The 18,934-nt window shown below is 72.3% G+C and carries 18 protein-coding genes; 15 read left to right on the top strand and 3 right to left on the bottom strand.

Annotated features, from left to right (window positions below; genetic code table 11):
- The first annotated feature begins 98 nt into the window (after positions 1-98).
- From HHX35_RS12530 to HHX35_RS12460, 15 genes are all read left to right on the top strand, one after another.
- Positions 99-581 (top strand): DUF948 domain-containing protein, encoded by a 483-nt coding sequence (locus HHX35_RS12530; protein WP_139575014.1) that lies wholly within the window; start codon positions 99-101, stop codon positions 579-581.
- Positions 578-847 (top strand): hypothetical protein, encoded by a 270-nt coding sequence (locus HHX35_RS12525; RefSeq protein WP_182899024.1) that lies wholly within the window; start codon positions 578-580, stop codon positions 845-847. Before HHX35_RS12530 ends, HHX35_RS12525 begins: the two co-directional genes overlap by 4 nt.
- Position 848: 1 nt before the next feature.
- Positions 849-3,521 carry an alanine--tRNA ligase gene (gene alaS / locus HHX35_RS12520; protein ID WP_182899023.1) on the top strand — a complete coding sequence of 891 codons (2,673 nt, stop codon included), beginning with the start codon at positions 849-851 and terminating at the stop codon, positions 3,519-3,521.
- 7 nt (positions 3,522-3,528) lie between these two features.
- On the top strand, positions 3,529-4,032 hold the full coding sequence (ruvX, locus tag HHX35_RS12515) for a Holliday junction resolvase RuvX (RefSeq protein ID WP_182899022.1): 504 nt from the start codon (positions 3,529-3,531) through the stop codon (positions 4,030-4,032).
- Positions 4,029-5,063, top strand: a complete 1,035-nt coding sequence (mltG, locus tag HHX35_RS12510) for an endolytic transglycosylase MltG (RefSeq protein WP_182899021.1) — start codon at positions 4,029-4,031, stop codon at positions 5,061-5,063. The genes ruvX and mltG (HHX35_RS12510) overlap by 4 nt, the downstream gene beginning before the upstream one ends.
- Positions 5,064-5,261: 198 nt before the next feature.
- Positions 5,262-6,416 (top strand): endolytic transglycosylase MltG, encoded by a 1,155-nt coding sequence (gene mltG, locus HHX35_RS12505; RefSeq protein WP_182899020.1) that lies wholly within the window; start codon positions 5,262-5,264, stop codon positions 6,414-6,416.
- Positions 6,413-7,252, top strand: coding sequence for a shikimate dehydrogenase (locus tag HHX35_RS12500; protein WP_182899019.1), 840 nt, complete (start codon positions 6,413-6,415; stop codon positions 7,250-7,252). The genes mltG (HHX35_RS12505) and HHX35_RS12500 overlap by 4 nt, the downstream gene beginning before the upstream one ends.
- A gap of 276 nt (positions 7,253-7,528) precedes the next feature.
- Positions 7,529-8,137: a translation initiation factor IF-3 gene (gene infC / locus HHX35_RS12495; protein WP_205825815.1), complete on the top strand. Its 609-nt coding sequence runs from the start codon at positions 7,529-7,531 to the stop codon at positions 8,135-8,137.
- Between the two features lie 141 nt (positions 8,138-8,278).
- On the top strand, positions 8,279-8,473 hold the full coding sequence (rpmI, locus tag HHX35_RS12490; RefSeq protein WP_030504936.1) for a 50S ribosomal protein L35: 195 nt from the start codon (positions 8,279-8,281) through the stop codon (positions 8,471-8,473).
- A 22-nt stretch (positions 8,474-8,495) separates the two neighbouring features.
- Positions 8,496-8,876 carry a 50S ribosomal protein L20 gene (rplT, locus tag HHX35_RS12485; protein WP_139575007.1) on the top strand — a complete coding sequence of 127 codons (381 nt, stop codon included), beginning with the start codon at positions 8,496-8,498 and terminating at the stop codon, positions 8,874-8,876.
- Between the two features lie 71 nt (positions 8,877-8,947).
- Positions 8,948-9,781: an RNA methyltransferase gene (locus tag HHX35_RS12480; protein WP_182899017.1), complete on the top strand. Its 834-nt coding sequence runs from the start codon at positions 8,948-8,950 to the stop codon at positions 9,779-9,781.
- Between the two features lie 96 nt (positions 9,782-9,877).
- The gene (locus tag HHX35_RS12475; RefSeq protein ID WP_182899016.1) at positions 9,878-10,972 is read left to right on the top strand and encodes an ATP-binding protein; all 1,095 of its coding nucleotides are present in this window, start codon (positions 9,878-9,880) and stop codon (positions 10,970-10,972) included.
- A 108-nt stretch (positions 10,973-11,080) separates the two neighbouring features.
- Positions 11,081-12,181, top strand: coding sequence for a phenylalanine--tRNA ligase subunit alpha (gene pheS / locus HHX35_RS12470; protein ID WP_182899015.1), 1,101 nt, complete (start codon positions 11,081-11,083; stop codon positions 12,179-12,181).
- Positions 12,181-14,751 (top strand): phenylalanine--tRNA ligase subunit beta, encoded by a 2,571-nt coding sequence (locus HHX35_RS12465; RefSeq protein WP_182899014.1) that lies wholly within the window; start codon positions 12,181-12,183, stop codon positions 14,749-14,751. The genes pheS and HHX35_RS12465 overlap by 1 nt, the downstream gene beginning before the upstream one ends.
- A gap of 134 nt (positions 14,752-14,885) precedes the next feature.
- Positions 14,886-15,536 (top strand): response regulator transcription factor, encoded by a 651-nt coding sequence (locus tag HHX35_RS12460; protein WP_220505386.1) that lies wholly within the window; start codon positions 14,886-14,888, stop codon positions 15,534-15,536.
- Between the two features lie 4 nt (positions 15,537-15,540).
- Here the strand turns inward: HHX35_RS12460 and HHX35_RS12455 are convergent, their stop codons facing one another.
- From HHX35_RS12455 to HHX35_RS12445, 3 genes are read right to left on the bottom strand one after another with little or no spacing between them, the layout of a single operon-like run.
- Entirely contained in the window at positions 15,541-16,767 is a 1,227-nt protein-coding gene (locus HHX35_RS12455) for a sensor histidine kinase (protein WP_182899013.1), read from the bottom strand.
- Positions 16,760-18,130 (bottom strand): FtsX-like permease family protein, encoded by a 1,371-nt coding sequence (locus HHX35_RS12450; protein ID WP_182899012.1) that lies wholly within the window; start codon positions 18,128-18,130, stop codon positions 16,760-16,762. Before HHX35_RS12450 ends, HHX35_RS12455 begins: the two co-directional genes overlap by 8 nt.
- A gap of 5 nt (positions 18,131-18,135) precedes the next feature.
- A complete protein-coding gene (locus HHX35_RS12445; RefSeq protein WP_182899011.1) occupies positions 18,136-18,888 on the bottom strand; it encodes an ABC transporter ATP-binding protein in 753 nt (250 codons plus the stop codon).
- Between the last annotated feature and the right edge of the window lie 46 nt (positions 18,889-18,934).

Here is an 18,934-nt window from a genome sequence, read left to right as displayed (position 1 = left end):
GGTGCGGAGCAGCCCAGGTGTGTGGTGCGGAACGGCGGGCAGGTCGTTCGCGGTAAGGTCTTGCCATTCCAGCTCCGTTGATCTAGGGAGATCGGCACATGCTTACCGCGGGAGAGCTGGCGGGCCTCGTGGTCGCCATTTTCTGGGTGATCCTGGTCTGCTTCATGGTCGTCGTGCTGGTCAGGCTGGCCAGACTGCTGACCGAGACCCGCAAGTCGGTGGCCGAGCTGAGCGACCGCATCGCCCCGCTCCTCGACGACATGAGCCAGACCGTCTCCGAGGCCAACCGGCGGCTGGTGGCGGCCGAGGAGATCACGGACAACATGCGTGACGTCAGCGGCAACATGGTCAAGATCACCGGGGTGGCGTCCACGCTGTTCGCCGGTCCGGTGCTCAAGATCTCCGCCTTCAGGGACGGCTTCCGCCTGGCGCTGGCCCGGCGCGCCGCCCGCAGGGTCCCGGCCCGGAGGGTCGCCCGCGGCGGCCCCCGCACCGGCCCTCGAACCGGAGACAGGATCAGCGAGCGGCACGCGGCCGAGCGCGCCGTGGAGCGCCGGGCGATCGGGAGGGGACGCGGATGATCCGGCGGCTCTTCTACATGTCCCTGGGCGCGTTCCTCACGGTCTGGACCATGCGTAAGCTTCAGTCGTTGCGGCCCGACCACGTGGCCAGGCGCACCGCCGACCGCGCGGTGACCCTCGCCGACCAGCTCAGGGACTTCGCCGGCGAGGTGCGCCGGCTGTCGGCGAGCAGGGAAACCGAGTTGCGTGCCGAGCTCGGGCTCGACACGGTTGATGGAACCACCACCGGCAAGAACAGAATCTACGACGTAAAGGACGGCCGCTGAAATGGAGTCGGCAGAGATCGCGCGCCGCTTCCTGCGCTTCTTCGAGGAGCGCGGGCACACAGTCGTGCCCTCGGCCAGCCTGGTCGCCGAGGACCCGACACTGCTCCTCGTGAACGCGGGAATGGTCCCGTTCAAGCCCTTCTTCCTGGCGCAGCAGACGCCGCCGTACCGGCGGGCGACGAGCGCGCAGAAGGTCATGCGCACCCTCGACATCGACGAGGTCGGCAAGACCACCCGGCACGCCAGCTTCTTCCAGATGCTCGGCAACTTCTCCTTCGGCGACTACTTCAAGGAGCAGGCGATCCCGTTCGCCTGGGAGCTGCTCACCCGGTCCGAGTCCGAGGGCGGCTTCGGCTTCCCCGAGGACCGCCTGTGGGCGACCGTCTACCTGGACGACGACGAGGCCCAGGACATCTGGCACCGCCAGGTGGGCCTGCCGCTCGACCGCATCCAGCGCCGCGACCTCGCCGACAACTACTGGCACATGGGCGTCCCCGGGCCCGGCGGGCCGTGCTCGGAGATCTACTACGACCGCGGCCCCGAGTACGGCCGCGAGGGCGGGCCGGTCGCCGATGAGAACCGCTTCCTCGAGGTGTGGAACCTCGTCTTCATGCAGTTCCAGCTCAGCAAGGTCCGCAGCAAGATCGACTTCGACGTGGCGGGCGAGCTGCCGGCCAAGAACATCGACACCGGCATGGGCCTGGAGCGCATGGCGGCGATCCTGCAGGGCGTCGACAACATCTACGAGATCGACACCACGTACAAGATCCTCGACACGGCGGCCGAGCTCACCCGGTCGCGCTACGGGCGCGACAAGCGCGCCGACGTGTCGCTGCGGGTGGTCGCCGACCACATGCGGGCGGGCGTCATGCTCGTCGGCGACGGCGTGCTGCCGTCCAACGAGGGCCGCGGCTACGTGCTGCGCCGCATGCTGCGCCGCGCGATCCGCAACCTCCGCCTGCTCGGCGCGGGCGAGGAGCGGCACATGCACGCGCTCACCGCCGTCACCATCGACGTGATGGGCGAGCAGTACCCCGAGCTCAAGGCCGACGCCGCCAACATCCACACGGTCATCGACGCCGAGGAGGCGTCGTTCCTCGGCACGCTCCGCACCGGTACGGCGATCTTCGACGTCGCGGTGGAGGAGACCAAGCGCAAGGGCGCCGCGACGCTCAGCGGCGACCAGGCGTTCCAGCTCCACGACACCTACGGCTTCCCGATCGACCTCACCCTGGAGATGGCGGCCGAGCAGGGCCTCCAGGTGGACGAGGAGGGCTTCCGCCGGCTCATGAAGGAGCAGCGGGACCGGGCCAAGGCCGACGCCGCGGCGAAGAAGACCGGCAACGCCGACATCTCGGTGTTCACCGGCATCCTGGAGAAGTCCGGGAAGGTCGACTTCCTCGGCTACGACCACACCACCGCCGAGGCCAACGTCATCGGCCTGCTCGTCGACGGCGCGTCCGTCCCGGCGGCGGGCGCGGGGACCACGCTGGAGGTCGTGCTCGACCGCACCCCGTTCTACGCGGAGGGCGGCGGTCAGCTCTCCGACCAGGGCCTGATCCGCACCGGCGGCGCGGAGATCGAGATCGTGGACGTCCAGTCGCCGGTGACCGGCCTGATCGTGCACCGCGGCAAGGTGCGCACCGGCGAGGTGCGGGTCGGCGACCAGGCGCAGGCCGACATCGACCTGGAGCGGCGCCGCGCGATCTCCCGCAGCCACACCGCGACCCACCTGGTCCACCGCGGGTTCCGCAACGCCCTCGGCGAGTCGGCGGCCCAGGCGGGCTCGGAGAACTCCCCGGGCCGCTTCCGCTTCGACTTCACCGCGGCCGGGGCCGTCTCCCCGTCGATGCTGCGCGACGTCGAGGACGAGGTGAACGCCGTCCTGATCAACGACCTCAAGGTCAACGCGTTCTACACCAGCCAGGCGCAGGCCCGTGCGATGGGCGCGCTCGCGCTGTTCGGCGAGAAGTACGGCGACGAGGTCCGGGTGGTCGAGGTCGGCGACTACTCCCGCGAGCTGTGCGGCGGCACGCACGTGGCCAGCTCCGGCCAGCTCGGCCTGGTGAAGGTGCTGGGCGAGTCGTCCATCGGCGCGGGCGTGCGCCGTGTGGAGGCGCTCGTCGGCCTCGACGCGTTCCGGTTCCTGGCCCGCGAGAGCGTGCTGGTCGCCCAGCTCAGCGAGCAGCTCAAGACCCGCCGCGAGGAGCTGCCCGAGCGCATCGAGGGCATCGTCACCCGGCTGCGCGCAGCGGAGAAGGAGCTGGAGAAGGTCCGCTCGGCCCAGGTGCTCGCGGTGGCCGGCGAACTCGCCGCGCAAGCCCGCGACGTGCAGGGCGTCTCCGTGGTGACGCACCGCGCGCCTGATGGCACCTCCGCCGACGACCTGCGTAAACTCGCCCTCGATGTGCGCGGCAGGTTCCCTGGCGACCGCGCCGCGGTCGTCGTCGTCTCCGGCGTCCCCTCCGACCGGCCGGTCGTCGTCGCCGCGGTCAACGAGGCGGGACGCGAGCGGGGCCTGAAGGCGGGCCGGCTCGTCGGCGTCGCCGCCAAGGCACTCGGGGGTGGCGGTGGCGGCAAGGACGACGTGGCGCAGGGCGGTGGCACGCGGCCCGAGGCGATCGGCGACGCGCTTCGCGCGGTCGAGGAGGCCATCTCCTCCGCGGTGGCGTGAGCGGCCGATGAGGCACGGCGTCAGGATCGGGGTCGACGTCGGCTCCGTCCGCATCGGCGTGGCCCGCAGCGACCCGTCGGGTCTGCTGGCCACGCCGGTGGAGACCGTACGGCGCGGCCGCGGCGACCTGGCGAGGATCACGGAGATCGCGGCCGAGCACGAGGCGATCGAGATCGTGGTCGGGCTGCCCACGTCGCTGTCGGGCAGGGAGAGCCACGCCGCCGGGGCCGCGCGCGAGTTCGCCGCGCGCCTGGCCGCGCGGGTGGCTCCGGTCCCGATCCGGCTGGTGGACGAACGGCTCACCACGGTCAGCGCCCAGCAGGGCCTGCGTTCCAGCGGTGTCAAGGCCCGCAACCAGCGTGACGTGATCGACCAGGCGGCGGCCGTCGTGCTGCTGCAGGCCGCGCTCGACGGCGAGCGGGCCACCGGCAATCCCCCCGGCAGACCTCTCGAACCACCGCGGCCCGGCACCGGGCCAGGTGAGGAAGCGAGCGGCGGGACCGCACGGTGAAGCGGACCGCGGCCGCCGTGGCCGGGGGTCTCGCCCTGGTCGCGGTGGCGGTGGCGTACGGCGTGCACCAGGTGGTCGGGCAGTCCGACAGGGCCCCCGACTACTCCGGCGGCGGCTCGGGCACGGTCACGGTCGAGATCACGCCGGGGGCGAGCGCCGCCGAGATCGGCGAGACGCTGGAGCATGCCGGCGTGGTGGCCAGCGCCCAGTCGTTCGTCGAGCAGGTGATCACGCGCTCCAAGGAGAGCGGCCTGCACCCGGGCCGTTACACCCTGCGGCGTCGCATGGCCGCCGAAAGCGCCCTCGATCTGCTGCTCTCGCCCGCGAGCAGGGTCGTGCGCACGGTCACCGTGCCCGAGGGGCTGCGCACGAGCGAGGTGCTGCGCACGCTCGCGGACCGGACCGGCATCCCCCTGAAGGACTTCGCCGAAGCCGTCGCCGAGCCCCGGCGCCTGCGCCTGCCCGTGTACGCCGAGGGGACGGCCGAGGGCTTCCTGTTCCCCGCGACGTACGAGATCGAGCCGGGGATGACCGCGGTCGATCTGCTCAGGAAGATGACGGCCCGGTTCCGCGTCGCCGCCGCGAAGGTGAAGCTGGAGGAGCTGGCGCCGCGCGTGCGGCTCACGCCCAAACAGGCGGTGACGGTCGCCAGCATCGTGCAGGCCGAGGGCGGCGTCCCGGCCGACTACCCCAAGATCGCCAGAGTGGTGTACAACCGTCTCGCGCGCGGCGCGAAGCTGGAGATGGACAGCACGGTCAACTACGCGCTGAACCGCCACACCCTCAAGGTCAGCACCCAGGACACGCGGGTCGACTCGCCGTACAACACCTACGCGCGCCCCGGACTGCCGCCCGGGCCCATCGGCAACCCGGGGGAGAGCGCGCTCGCGGCCGCCCTCCACCCCGCCGAGGGCACGTGGTACTGGTTCGTGACCACAGATCCCCGGCGTAAAATCACCAAATTCACTGACAAAGAGGCGGAGTTCAGGAAATATCGGGAGGAGCTGAACAGGTATCTCGGGACGAACTGATCGTTCCCCGGGGCATCCGCGCGGCGCCGCCCGCGGGGTTCCGGAGCGCGCCCGGTGCGTCCGCACGGCCCCGCCGCCCCCGGGCGGGGCTCCATATATCGGGAACGCCCCCCGCGGAACCCCCTGTCCCGAACCCCCTCGGTTTGGCACACTCGCTTGACGGGAGGCCTCTCGTACCGAGAGATTGGCCAGCGCACTATGAATGATCTGGACATGGACTTCCTGCTCGGCGCCGAGGACGACGACGGTTCTCCCCGGCGCCGGCCCCCTGGCAGCCGGACCCAGCAGCGGCGCAGCCGCAGACGCCGCAAGAAACAGCGGCGCAAGGGCAGGGTCGCCACGCTGTTCGCCGTCGTGATCATCGTCGGGATCCTCGGCGGCCTCGGCTACTTCGGGTTCACCTGGGCGCGCGGCGTGATGATCCCCAAGGACTACACCGGGGAGGGACGCGGGGAGGTCGTCGTCGAGATCGAGGAGGGCGCGAGCGCCACCGACGTCGCCCAGATGCTGGAGGACGAGGGCGTCGTGGCCAGCGCCCGGGCGTTCATCAACGCCATCGGCGCGGCGGGCAAGAGTTCCTCGCTCCAACCGGGTCAGTACGAGATGCGCAAGGGCATGTCCGCGCAGTCCGCCCTGGCCCTGCTCGACCCCAAGAACCGGGTGCTCAACCGGCTGACGATCCGCGAGGGACTGCGGCTCAGCAAGATCTACGAGGAGCTGTCGACCGCCACCGGCAAGCCGGTCGAGGACTTCAAGAAGGCCGCCCGCACCGACATCGGGCTTCCCTCGTACGCCAAGGGCCGTCTGGAGGGCTTCGCGTTCCCGGCCACGTACGAGATCAGCAGCAAGCTCACCCCGCAGCAGATCCTCACCAAGATGGTCGACCGGTTCAACCAGACCGCGGATCGGGTCGACCTGGAGGCACAGGCGAAGCAACTCGGCTTCAGCGCCAGGCAGATCATCATCATCGCCAGCATCGTGCAGGCGGAGTCCGGCAGCGCCGAGGACATGCCGAAGGTCGCCAGGGTCGTCTACAACCGGCTGACCTCCAACCCCCAGATGAAGCTGGGCATGGACAGCACGGTCATGTACGGCCTGAACAAGTACGGCATCGCGGCCTCGCACGCCGACCTGGAGAGCACCTCGCGGTACAACACCTACAAGTACTTCGGCCTGCCGCCCGGGCCGATCGCCAACCCCGGCGACCACGCGATCGAGGCCGCGCTGCACCCTGCGGACGGCAACTGGCTGTACTTCGTGACGGTCGACCCGAAGCGGGGCATCACCAAGTTCACCGACAAGGAGACGGAGTTCTGGAAGCTCCGCGACGAGTTCAACAGGAACAACAAATGACCGTGACCGGCCGCCGGGCCGCCGTGCTGGGCTCCCCGATCGCGCACTCGCTGTCCCCGGTGCTGCACCGGGCGGCGTACGCGGCGATGGGCCTGGCGGACTGGCGCTACGACGCGATCGAGTGCGCCGAGGACGGGCTGGCCGACCTGGTCGGCGGGCTCGGCCCGGAATGGGCGGGGCTGTCGCTCACGATGCCGCTCAAGCGCGCCGTGCTGCCGCTGCTCGACACCGTCTCCGAGCTCGCCGTGGCGGTCGGCGGCGCCAACACGGTGGTGTTCCGCGACGGCGCACGACACGGCGAGAACACCGACGTGTACGGCATCGTCCAGGCGCTCGCGGAGGCGGGCGTCCCCGCGCCCGCCTCGGCGGTCATCCTCGGCGGCGGCGCCACCGCGGCCTCGGCCGTCGCCGCCCTGCGGGAGACGGGCCTCACGGAGGTCACGCTGGTCGTGCGCGACCCGGCCCGCGCGGGAGAGACCCTGCGGGTCGCCGAGCGCCTCGGCGCCACGGTGACCGTGCGCTCCTTCGGCGACTTCGACCCCGCGGCCGACCTGGTGGTCTCCACGCTGCCGTCCGGCGCGGCCGACGCGCTGGCCGAGCGGGTCGCGGCCCGCCTGCCCGAGAAGGCGGCCCTGTTCGACGTCGTCTACGCGCCCTGGCCGACGGCGCTGGCCGCGGCCGTACGCGCGCGGGGGCGCACCGTGATCGGCGGCTTCCCGATGCTGCTGCACCAGGCGGTGCGGCAGGCCGAGCTGATGACCGGCCGCGCGGACGTGCCGGTGGAGGCGATGCGCGCCGCCGGCGAGGCCGAGATCGCCCGGCGCGCGGCCGCCTGAGCGGCCCCGTGACGCCCCCCGTGGCGGCACCCGTGGCGGCCTTGGAATACGCCGGGGGGCCTTCGGGTTTGTGGTAACGTAGGAACTCGATCGGTCCGGCATGAGCTGGACGCGCAAGCGGAGGTCCTCCTCCCACCTGCTCCGCCGAAAGGCGGACGGGTCCAGGATCACACCGGAGTTTTCAGCAGGAGAGCTCAGTGACCCCGCATGCGTGACGTGCGGGGTTTTGTTTTTGCTCCGCGCGGTCGAGACAAGCGGAAGTCTTTTGGAGGTCCCATCAGCACCGAGCCCCGCATCAACGACCGTATTCGCGTGCCCGAGGTGCGCCTCGTCGGCCCGAACGGCGAACAGGTCGGCATCGTCTCCATTGGCGACGCACTGAAGCTGGCGCAGGAGAGCGATCTCGACCTGGTGGAGGTTGCGGCCACGGCCCGCCCGCCCGTCTGCAAGCTCATGGACTACGGCAAGTTCAAGTACGAGTCGGCCATGAAGGCGCGCGAGGCCCGCCGCAACCAGGCGCACACGATCATCAAGGAGATCAAGCTCCGGCCGAAGATCGACCCGCACGACTACGAGACCAAGAAGGGTCACGTCGTGCGCTTCCTGAAGGCGGGAGACAAGGTCAAGGTCACGATCATGTTCCGGGGTCGCGAGCAGTCCCGGCCGGAACTGGGCTTCCGGCTCCTGCAGCGCCTCGCCGAGGACGTCACCGACCTGGGGTTCGTCGAGTCGCAGCCGAAGCAGGACGGTCGCAACATGATCATGGTGATCGGGCCGCACAAGAAGAAGGCCGAGGCGAAGGCCGAGAAGGCCGCCGCAAAGGCCCGCGGCACCGACCAGCAGGAGGCAGAGCCCGCCGAGGAGCAGGCCGCGCAGCCGCAGTGACGCCCGCCTGAACCACCAGGCGGGGCGCCGAAGACGTACACGGAAACCGAGACCGGGGCGGTCTCGCGGAGTAAGGCAGGCCGCCGGCCCGGGTTACCGGCCTGGGCCGTCGGCACGGACGAAAGAGGAGAGACGGCTGAGATGCCGAAGATGAAGACGCACAGCGGTGCGAAGAAGCGGTTCCGGCTCACCGGATCCGGCAAGGTTGTCCGCCGCCGCGCCAACCGGCAGCACCTGTTCGAGCACAAGCCGTCCACTCGCACGCGCCGTCTCGAGGGTGTCGTCGTCATGTCCGACGCCGACACCAAGAAGATCAAGAAGCTGCTCGCGAAGTAACGACCCGGGGAGATAGAACAACATGGCACGCGTGAAGCGGGCGCTCAACGCCAAGAAGAAGCGCCGGGTCGTCCTCGAGCGGGCGAGCGGTTACCGCGGGCAGCGGTCGCGGCTCTACCGCAAGGCCAAGGAGCAGATGCTCCACTCGATGACCTATGCGTACCGGGACCGCAAGGACAAGAAGGGCACGTTCCGCCGGCTGTGGATCCAGCGGATCAACGCCGCCGCCCGCGCGAACGGCATCACCTACAACCGGTTCATCCAGGGCCTGCGCCTGGCCGGCATCGAGGTGGACCGCAAGATCCTCGCGGACCTCGCGGTGAACGACACGCAGACCTTCGCCACGCTGGTCGAGTCCGCCAGGAAGGCGCTCCCGTCCGACGTGAACGCGCCGGTCGCCTGACACCTGCGCAAAGACGAGGGCTCGCCGCCTGCGGCGGGCCCTCATTCACGTCAAGGGGGAACAAGCGGGGCATGGCGGAGCTCACCAACATCAAGTCGCCGCGCGTCAAGGCGGCCCGCAGGCTGACCAAGCGGGCTTTCCGGGACCGCGACCGGGCGTTCCTGGCGGAGGGGCCGCAGGCGGTCCGCGAGGCCCTCGCGCTCAAGGACGTCACGGTCGAACTGTTCGCCACGGTCGAGGCGGAGACGCGCCACGCCGACATCGTGGCCGCCGCCGTGGCGGCGGGCGTCCCGGTCCACCGCGCGAGCGGCGAGGTCATGTCGGAGCTGACCCAGACGGTCACCCCGCAGGGCCTGCTGGCCGTGTGCCGGTTCGTGCACGTCCCGCTGGCCGAGGCGGTGCCGCGGGGGGCCCGGCTGGTGGCGATCCTCGCCCACGTGCGCGATCCCGGCAACGCGGGCACGGTCCTGCGTACGGCCGACGCCGCGGGCGCCGACTCGGTGGTGTTCACCGACGCGTCAGTGGACCCGTACAACGGCAAGTGCGTTCGGGCCAGCGCCGGCAGCCTGTTCCACCTGCCGGTCGTGACCGGCACTCCCGTGGCGGACGCCGTACGGCACGCGCGGGAGGCGGGGCTGCGCGTGCTCGCGGCCGACGGCGCGGGCACCCGGACGCTCGACGAGGTCGCCATGGACGTGCCCACCGCCTGGCTGTTCGGCAACGAGGCGTGGGGCCTGCCGCCCGAGCTCCTCGCGCTGGCCGACGAGGTGGTGCGCGTCCCGATCTACGGGCGGGCGGAAAGCCTCAATCTCGCCACCGCTGCCGCGGTCTGCCTGTACGCCTCCGCGCGCGCTCAGCGGCAGACCTTACATTCCGTGGAAGATCCCACTACCCCCGCGCTCTGAGGCTGCTGCCGAGCCCGGGAAACCCGCTATTGTCGGCGAAGGAGTCGCGCAGGACGCGGCGGCGCGCGCAGTTCCGGAGCTCGAGGAGGCGGTCTCGTGCGAGGTGACGACACCCCCGGCGGTGCCCTTGAGGGGGACGCCGGAGGGCGGGCGCGCATCGACGTCGACGACCTTCCCGACGGCCTCGTCGCCACCGACGCCGACGGCGTGATCCTGATGGTCAACCGGGCCGCCGAGCGGCTGACCGGGGTGACCCGCGAGGCGGCGGTGGGCAGGCTCATCGGCGACGTGCTGCCGATGCGCGACCAGGACGGCCGCGACTGGTGGAAGTGGCTCGACCCGCAGGGCGGGCTGTCCATCCGCAGCCGCCAGCCGGAACGGCCGCTGCACCTGCCCGGCCGCCAGGAGATGCTCGTCGCCGCGCGCTTCGTCCGCACGCCGCCTCGTGGCGGACGCGTGGAGCGCGTCGTGATCACGCTGCGCGACGCCTCGGCGCGCGCCCGGATCGAGCGCAGCCGCGCCGACCTGGTCTCGACCGTGGCCCATGAGCTGCGCTCGCCGCTGACCAGCGTCAAGGGGTTCACCGCGACGCTGCTGGCCAAATGGGAGCGCTTCACCGACGCTCAGAAGCGCGTCATGCTGGAGACGGTCAACGCCGACGCCGACCGGGTGACGCGGCTGATCACCGAGCTGCTCGACGTCTCGCGCATCGAGTCGGGCAGGGTGGAGGTCCACCGCCAGATCGTGGACGTGCCGGCCCGGGCCCGCAAGATCATCGCGGGCCGGGTGGCGGCGGGGGAGCCGGAGGACCGCTTCCGGCTGGAGATCCTCGGCGAGCTGCCGGAGATGTGGCTCGACCAGGACAAGATTGACCAGATTCTCGCGAACCTGGTGGAAAACGCGGTGCGCCACGGACGCGGTACGGTGACCATAGTGGTGGAGCCGGTCGAATGGGGTGTGGCGGTGTCGGTGCGGGACCAGGGTGAGGGCGTGGCGCCCGAGCTGGTCGGCCGCGTCTTCCGCCAGTTCTGGCGGGGAAACGGCCGCCGCCGCGGGGGGACCGGCCTCGGGCTGTTCATCGTCAAGGGCCTCGTCGAGGCCCACGGCGGCACCATCAGCGTGCAGCGCGCGCCCGGCGGCGGCGCGGAGTTCCGATTTACCTTGCCCACCGGCACCCCTGACTTCGCCTGAGCCTTTCCACAGGCCGATCGCGCGAAGGACGGCCCGGTGGGCTGATCGGACTAAACTGACCACGCTGAGCGCAGGGCGCTCGCAGGCCCCTGGATACGGAGCTCTCTCTTGTCGAACACCTATGACCCGGTCGAGGTGACGCCGCTGCACGCCGACGAGGTCGCGCGGGCGCAGGCCGACGCTCTCGCCGCCATCGCCGCGGCGCGCGACCTCGACGATCTGAAGCAGGCCAGGCTGACGCACGTGGGCGACCGCTCGCCCATCGCGTTGGCGAACCGTGAGATCGGCGCACTGCCGCCCGCCGCGCGCGCCGAGGCGGGCAAGCGGATCGGCGCCGCGCGCAAGGCGATCGGCGAGGCGCTCGCCACGCGCCAGACCGAGCTGGAGGCCGAGCGGGACGCGCGGGTCCTCATCGAGGAGACGGTCGACGTCACGCTGCCCTGGGACCGCGCGCCGCGCGGCGCCCGGCACCCGCTGACCACCCTGCAGGAGCGCATCGCCGACGCGTTCGTGGCGATGGGTTACGAGGTGGCGGAGGGGCCCGAGCTCGAAGGCGAGTGGTTCAACTTCGACGCGCTGAACATCGCCCCCGACCACCCGGCCAGGTCCGACCACGACACGTTCTTCGTGGAGAGCGTCGACTCCGGGAAGGTGCTGCGCACCCAGACCTCGCCGGTGCAGATCAGGGCCCTGCTGTCGCGCCCGCTGCCGGTGTACGTGGTGTCGCCGGGCAAGACCTTCCGCACCGACGAGCTGGACGCCACGCACACGCCGGTCTTCCACCAGGTCGAGGGCCTGGCGGTCGACAAGGGGCTGACGATGGCCCACCTGAAGGGCACGCTCGACCGGTTCGCCGAGGTGATGTTCGGCGCGGGTATCACCACCCGCTTCCGGCCGCACTACTTCCCGTTCACCGAGCCGTCGGCCGAGCTCGACCTGCGCTGCTTCGTCTGCCGCGGCTCCTCGGCGGTGCCGGGCAACCCGCCCTGCCGCACCTGCAAGTCGGAGGGCTGGATCGAGTGGGGCGGCTGCGGCATGGTCAACCCGCGCGTGCTGCTCGCCTGCGGCGTCGACCCCGCCGTCTACTCGGGATTCGCCTTCGGCATGGGGGTGGAGCGGACGCTGATGTTCCGCCACAACGCCGAGGACATGCGTGACATGGTCGAGGGCGACATCCGGTTCACCCTGCCGTTCGGAATGGAGGTCTGATGAAGGTCCCGCTTTCATGGCTGCGGGAGTACGTCGATCTCCCCGCGGTCACCGCCCAGGAGGTGGCCGACCGGCTCACCGCCGCCGGCCTCAAGCTGGAGGCCATCCACTCGCACGGCCACGAGATCAAGAACGTCGTGGTCGGCCGGGTCCTCGAGATCGAGGAGCTGACCGGGTTCAAGAAGCCCATCCGGCACTGCAAGGTCGAGGTGGGGGAGGCGACGCCGCGCGAGATCGTGTGCGGCGCGACGAACTTCTCCGAGGGCGCCGTGGTTCCGGTCGCGCTGCCCGGCGCGGTGCTTCCCGGCGGTTTCGAGATCGGCTCCCGCAAGACCTACGGGCGCCTCTCCGACGGCATGATCTGCTCGGAGGCCGAGCTCGGCATCGCCGAGTCCTCCCCGGGCATCCTGCTGCTGCCGCAGGACACCCCGATCGGCGCCGACGTGGTCGAGCTGCTCGGCCTGCGTGACGACGTGCTCGAACTGGAGGTCGCGACCGACCGCGGATACGCCCTGTCGATCCGCGGCGTCGCGCGTGAGGCGGCCATCGCGTTCGGAGTGCCGTTCCGCGACCCGGCCGCGAGCGAGGCGGAGTCCGGGGGCGGGGAGTCCTGGCCCGCGGCGATCGCCGACCCCACCGCCTGCGACCGGTTCGTGCTGCGCTCGGTCACCGGCTTCGACCCGGCCGCCGAGTCTCCGCTGTGGATGCGGGTGCGGCTGGCCCGCGCCGGCATGCGCTCGGTCTCGCTGGCTGTCGACATCACCAACTACGTGATGCTGGAGCTCGGCCAGCCCCTGCACGCCTTCGACCGGTCGCGCCTGTCCGGCCCGATCGTCGTACGGCGGGCCCGGCCGGGGGAGACGCTGGAGACGCTCGACCACGTGGTGCGCACGCTCCACGACGAGGACATCCTCATCACCGACGACTCGGGCCCGATCTCGATGGCCGGCACGATGGGCGGCCTGCACACGGAGATCTCCGAGACCTCGACCGACATCGTCATCGAGGCGGCGCACTTCTCCGCCACCGGCATCGCCCGCGAGTCGCGGCGGCACAACCTCGTGAGCGAGGCGTCCAAGCGGTTCGAGCGCGGCGTCGACCGCGAGCTGCCCCTGGCCGCGTCGTGGCGTGCCGTCCAGCTCCTGGTCGAGCTGGGCGGGGCCGTCGCCGGTCCCGGAGTGACCCACGCCCAGGTGGAGGTCTCGCCGGTGCGGATCACCATCCCGGCCGACCACCCCAGCCGGGTGGCGGGCGTGACGTACGAGCGGGAGAGCGTGATCCGCAGGCTGGAGCAGATCGGCTGCGTGGTGACGGAGGGCGCCGCCCCCGCCGCGACGGCCGGGCACGGCGTCGCGGCCACCGGCGTGCTCGCCTCAGGCGACCTCGCCGACCGGCTGGCCGTCCACGGCGACGACCTGATCACGGTCACACCGCCGACGTGGCGCCCCGACCTGACCGACCCGAACGACCTCGCGGAGGAGGTCATCCGGCTTGAGGGGTACGACCTCATCCCGTCGGTGCTGCCGCCCGCTCCTGCCGGGGGCGGGCTGACCGAGGCGCAGCGGCTGCGCCGCCGGGTGGGCGGCGCCCTGGCCCACGCGGGATACGTGGAGGTGCTCGCCTACCCGTTCATGGGGCCGCGCGACCTCGACAATCTGCTGCTGCCCGAGCAGGACCCCCGCAGGCGGGCGACCCGGCTGGTCAACCCGCTCAGCGAGGACGAGCCGTACATGCGGACCACGCTGCTGCCGGGCCTGCTGAAGATCCTGGTGCGCAACGTGGGCCGCGGCTTCGCCGACGTGGCGCTGTTCGAGTCCGGGCTGGTCTACCGGCCCGAGCCGCAGGCCCCGGCGACGGCTCCGGTCCTCCCGGTCGACCGCAGGCCCACGGAGGAGGAGCTGGCGGCGATCGAGACGGCGCTGCCGAGGCAGCCGCTCCGGGTGGCCGTGGTGCTGGCGGGTGAGTTCGAGCGCTCCGGCTGGTGGGGCGAGGGCCGGCAGGCGTCCTGGGCGGACGCCGTCGAGGCGGCCCGCACGGTCGCGCGGGCGGCGGGCGTGGAGCTCGGCGTCCGGGCCGACCAGCACGAGCCGTGGCATCCCGGGCGGTGCGCCGCGCTGACCGTCACCGACGCGGAGACCGGCAAGCCGGTGCTGGTCGGTCACGCCGGCGAGCTGCACCCCCGGGTCGTCGAGGCCTACGGGCTGCCGCCGCGCACCTGCGCGATGGAGCTGGAGCTGTCGCTGCTCAGCCCCGACGGGCCGGTGCAGACGCCCGCCGTGTCCGCCTACCCGGTGGCCACGCAGGACGTCGCGCTGACCGTCGCCGCCTCCACCCCGGTCGCCGAGGTCGAGGCCGCCCTCCGGGCCGGGGCGGGCGAGCTGCTGGAGTCGATCCGGCTGTTCGACGTCTACACCGGCCCGCAGGTGGGCGAGGGCAACAAGTCCCTGGCGTACACGCTGCGGTTCCGGGCGCCCGACCGCACGCTCACGGTCGAGGAGACCACGGCGGCGCGCGACGCCGCCGTCGCCCTCGCCGCCGAGCGCACCGGAGCCCAGCTCCGCGGCGCCTGAGCATGATCGCCTGAGCGGGTGCCGGCACGGTGTGAATCGACACGTGCCGGCACCCGCCGCTGTTTCGCGGCCACAGCACCGAGCAGCGCCGGCCGGCGGCCGGGTCCCATAATGGCGTCGTGATGGACAGGCGGCTGCGCGTGGTACTGGCCGAGGATTCCGTCGTGCTCCGTGACGGGATGGCCGAGCTGCTCGGCGTCCGGGGATGCGAGGTGGTGGCCACCGCCGGGACGGCGCCCGAGTTGCTCGCCGCGGTGGTCGAGCACCGGCCCAGCGTGGCCGTGGTGGACATCCGGATGCCGCCGACGCAAACCGACGAGGGCATCCGTGCGGCCGTGGAGATCCGTGCGCGGATGCCCGAGGTCGGCATCCTGGTGTTCTCCCAGCACGTCGAGATCGCCGCGGCCTCCCGGCTGCTGGCGGACGGCGCGGCGGGCATCGGGTATCTGCTGAAGGAACGCGTCGCCCGCACCTCCGAGTTCGTGGACGCGCTGCACCGGGTCGCCGACGGGGGCACGGCGCTCGACCCGGAGGTGGTCACCCGGTTGGTGCGCGGTGGAGGGCGCGGCCGGGTGGACGCTTTGACGCCACGCGAGCGCGAGGTGCTGGAGCTGATGGCGCAGGGCCACTCCAACCGTTCCATCGCCGCGCTGCTGGTCGTGTCGGAGCGGGCGGTGGAGAAGCACGTCGCCGCGGTCTTCGCCAAGTTCGGCCTGCGGGCGACAGACGCCGACAACCGGCGGGTGAAGGCCGTCCTCACCTACCTGGCGGAGAGCGGGAGCTGATCTCTCAGCACAGGCGAGCCGGCAGCTCGGCGGTGACCACCGTGGGCCCGCCGGGCGGGCTGTCGATCCGCAGGACGCCGTCCACCGCCGCGAGCCGCCCGGCCAGACCGGTCAGGCCTGTGCCGGCGCCGAGTGCCGCGCCGCCGCAGCCGTCGTCGCGCACGGTCAGGCTGACCCGGCCGTCGGCCGCGCTGACCGCGAGTTCGGCCGAGCGGGCGTCGCTGTGCTTGGCGACGTTGGTGAGCAGCTCGGCGGCGCAGAAATAGACCGCGCGTTCGACTGCCTCGTCCGGGCGTTCCCGCAGGTCGAGGCGGACGGTAACCGGCAAGGGCGTAGTGGCGGTGAGCTCCGGCAACGCCTCGCCGAGGCCGTTGTCCAGCGCCGCCGGATGAATGCCCCGCACGAGCCGTCGCAGCTCGGCGATGGTGTCGTCGGTCTGGCCTCGGGCAAGGTCCACCAGGGTGCGCAGCCGCCCGAGGTCCGGGCCCTCGGCGGGAACGAGGGCGTCCTCGGCCAGCGAGAGGGTGATGGCCAGGGCGACCAGCCGCGCCTGGGTGCCGTCGTGCAGGTCGCGCTCAAGACGGCGAAGCCGGTCGGTGTTCTCCGCCAGGAGGGTGGCGCGGGCGGTCTCCAACTCCCGGACGCGCCGCTGGGCACGGGCCGGGCCGAGCAGCGACCGGGCGAGCCGCCGGTCGACCCCGGTCAGCGCCCGGACCACGCCGGGCACTGCGGACAGCAGAAGCAGGCCCAGCACGACGGAGGCGGCATCCATCCAGGTGATCGGTCGCGGGCCCGGTTCCAGCAGGCGGCCCCAGAGGGGAAAGCCGACCAGCCAACCGCAACCCGGGGGAAGCGCCGCGGCGGCGGCGAACCCGAGCACGCCGAGCGGCAACCGTAGCACCAGGTACAGCAGCGCCCGCCAGGCGACCGGATCGGTGAGCACGACACGGCCGCGGGCGACCAGGCCCACCGGGCGGGGCAGCCCGTCCGGGGCTTCGACGCGCTCGCCGAGCAACCGCTGGAGCAGCCACCGGTGCAGTGCGCCGAGCCCACGCGCGCCCAGCAGCGCGGCGGCCACGAACGGCAGGCCGAGCACCGTGAGCGAGAGCAGCGCTCCCGCGTACACAACGGCGAGTGCGTAGACGGCGCCGACCACCGCGAGCGGCAGTCCGACGACGGCGAAGGCCCATTCGCCACCCCGCACGGAGAAGTACCGGCGCCGCTCAGCCACGGCCACCGCTCACCAGCTCCGCCGCCGGGCCGTGAATCGCCGCCAGGCCCGTGGCCAGGATGCACGGAACGGTCAGCGCCGCCGCGCCCGCGGCGATCCACCCGCAGGCGGCCACCGGGACGGACGGCACCACCGAGCCGGTCACCGCGGTGCTGAACGCCGCCGACGCCGCGCCCGCGACCGCCGTGCCGAGCAGCACACCCACCGCCGCGGTCAGCACCGCCTCCGTGGTCAGCATGCGCAGCAGCTGCGACCGGGTGGCGCCGACCAGTCGCAGCAGCGCGAACTCGCGGCGCCGGTCGGCGGTCACGGCGACCAAGGTGTTGACGACGGAGACGGCGGCGAAGCAGGCCAGCAGCGCCAACTCGGCCTGGCGCAGCCAGACGTCCGTGGCGGAGGCGACACTGGCCGCCGTCCCACTCGCGCTGTGCTCGGCGGTACGCGTCATGATCACCATGGTGCCCGAGAGTCCCACGAGCAGTGCGACCGGCACCACGGCGGACGACAATCGCCGCGCGTATCCCCGCAGGTTGGCGTCGGCCAGCCACCCCGCACCCGGCGCCAGAGGTCGTACCGGCGCCCCCAGCGCGGCCGCCAGGACGCGCGCCGCGAGCGGCCCCGCCAGGGCGACCGCGATCAGCAGCACCAGAGCACCGAGCAACGCCGCCTGCCCCGCTTTGTCCGACTGCTCCGGCGGCCGCGTCGCGGCCAGTCGCAGCAGCAGGACGCCGCCGACCAGGGCACCGATTCCGGCGAGCAGGCGTGGCGCACCCGTCCGCCCCTGTTCGGCCGAGCTCGCGGTGAGGGCGGCCGCGGGCGCGATCGCGGTGATCCGCCGGGCGGCGACAGCCGACGCCGCCAGGCCGACGGCGAGCGCGGCGGCCAGCGCGACCAGCATCGGCACCGGTGTCCCCGGCACCCGCACGCCCGGCGCCGCCATTCCCCGCCGCTGCAACTCGGTGAGGAGGCGACGGGCCGCCGCCGCGCCGGCGCCCCATCCCGGCGCCGTCACCAGCAACGTCGTCGCGATGACCTGGCCGCGGACCAGCCGCCGTGTCTGACGGGGTGTCGCCGCGATCGTGCGCAGCAGGGCCAGCTCACGATGCTGCTGACGCACCGCGAAGCCCAGCGCGTTGACCACCACGAAGAACGCGATGAGCACGGCGATCTCACCGAAGACTCCGGCGATCACCACCAGTCCGGGCCCGGCGGTCGCCCCGGGGGTGGCCGCCGAGGCCATGACATCGGTGGCGAACAGCGAGCCGAACAGCGTCACGGTGGCGACGGCGAGGAAGAGCGCGACCGCCAGGCCGATGAAGGCCGCCGGACGCCGACGCATCTGCCCGAGGGCGATCGCGGCCATCACGCTCACCCACCCAACCGGCTCAGGCGTTCGCCGACCTGGGCGGCGGTGGGCCGGTCAAGCTCGTCTACCACCACGCCGTCGGCGAGCAGCAGCACCCGGTCCGCGTAACCGGCGGCCACCGGATCGTGAGTCACCATCACGCAGGTCCGGCCGTCCCGGTCCACACCGGCCCGCAGCAGGGCGAGGATCTCGTGGCCGGTGGCCCGGTCGAGCGCCCCCGTCGGCTCGTCGGCGAAAAGCACCCGAGGGCGGGTGAGGAGCGCCCGGGCGATCGCCACCCGCTGCTGCTGCCCACCGGACAGCTGGCCGGGCCGATGCCGCTCTCGCCCGGCCAGCCCCACCCGGGCGAGCGCGTCCAGCACCCGGCCCCGGTCAGGCCGCTCGCCGGCGAGCCGGCCGGGAAGCTCAACGTTCTGCGCGACCGTCATCGCCGGCATCAGGTTGAACGCCTGGAACACGAACCCGACCCGGCTGCGCCGCAGTTCCGCCAGCCGCCGTTCCGGCAGCCGGGACACCTCTGTATCGCCCCACCAGACCGAGCCCTGAGTAGGCCGGTCCATCCCCGCGAGGCAGTGCAGCAAGGTGGTCTTGCCGGAGCCCGACGGCCCCATCACCGCCGTGAACGTGCCGGGTGCGAAGGCCACCGACACCCCGCGCAGCGCCCGCACCCCGGCAGCCCCGCGCCCGTATTCACGATGCAGGTTCTCCGCGCGGGCGGCTGTTCCCACCTCGATATCTCTTGTGATCTCCGCCATGCCCTCATCCTCGGCGAGCGGCACACGGCGATCGATCGTGCCCGCC

The sequence above is a fragment of the Microbispora sp. H10830 genome (genome assembly GCF_014161375.1).
GTDB lineage: Bacteria > Actinomycetota > Actinomycetes > Streptosporangiales > Streptosporangiaceae > Microbispora > Microbispora catharanthi.
The sequence above is the reverse complement of the archived record's forward strand: the minus strand, read 5'-3'. Positions and strand labels throughout refer to the sequence as shown.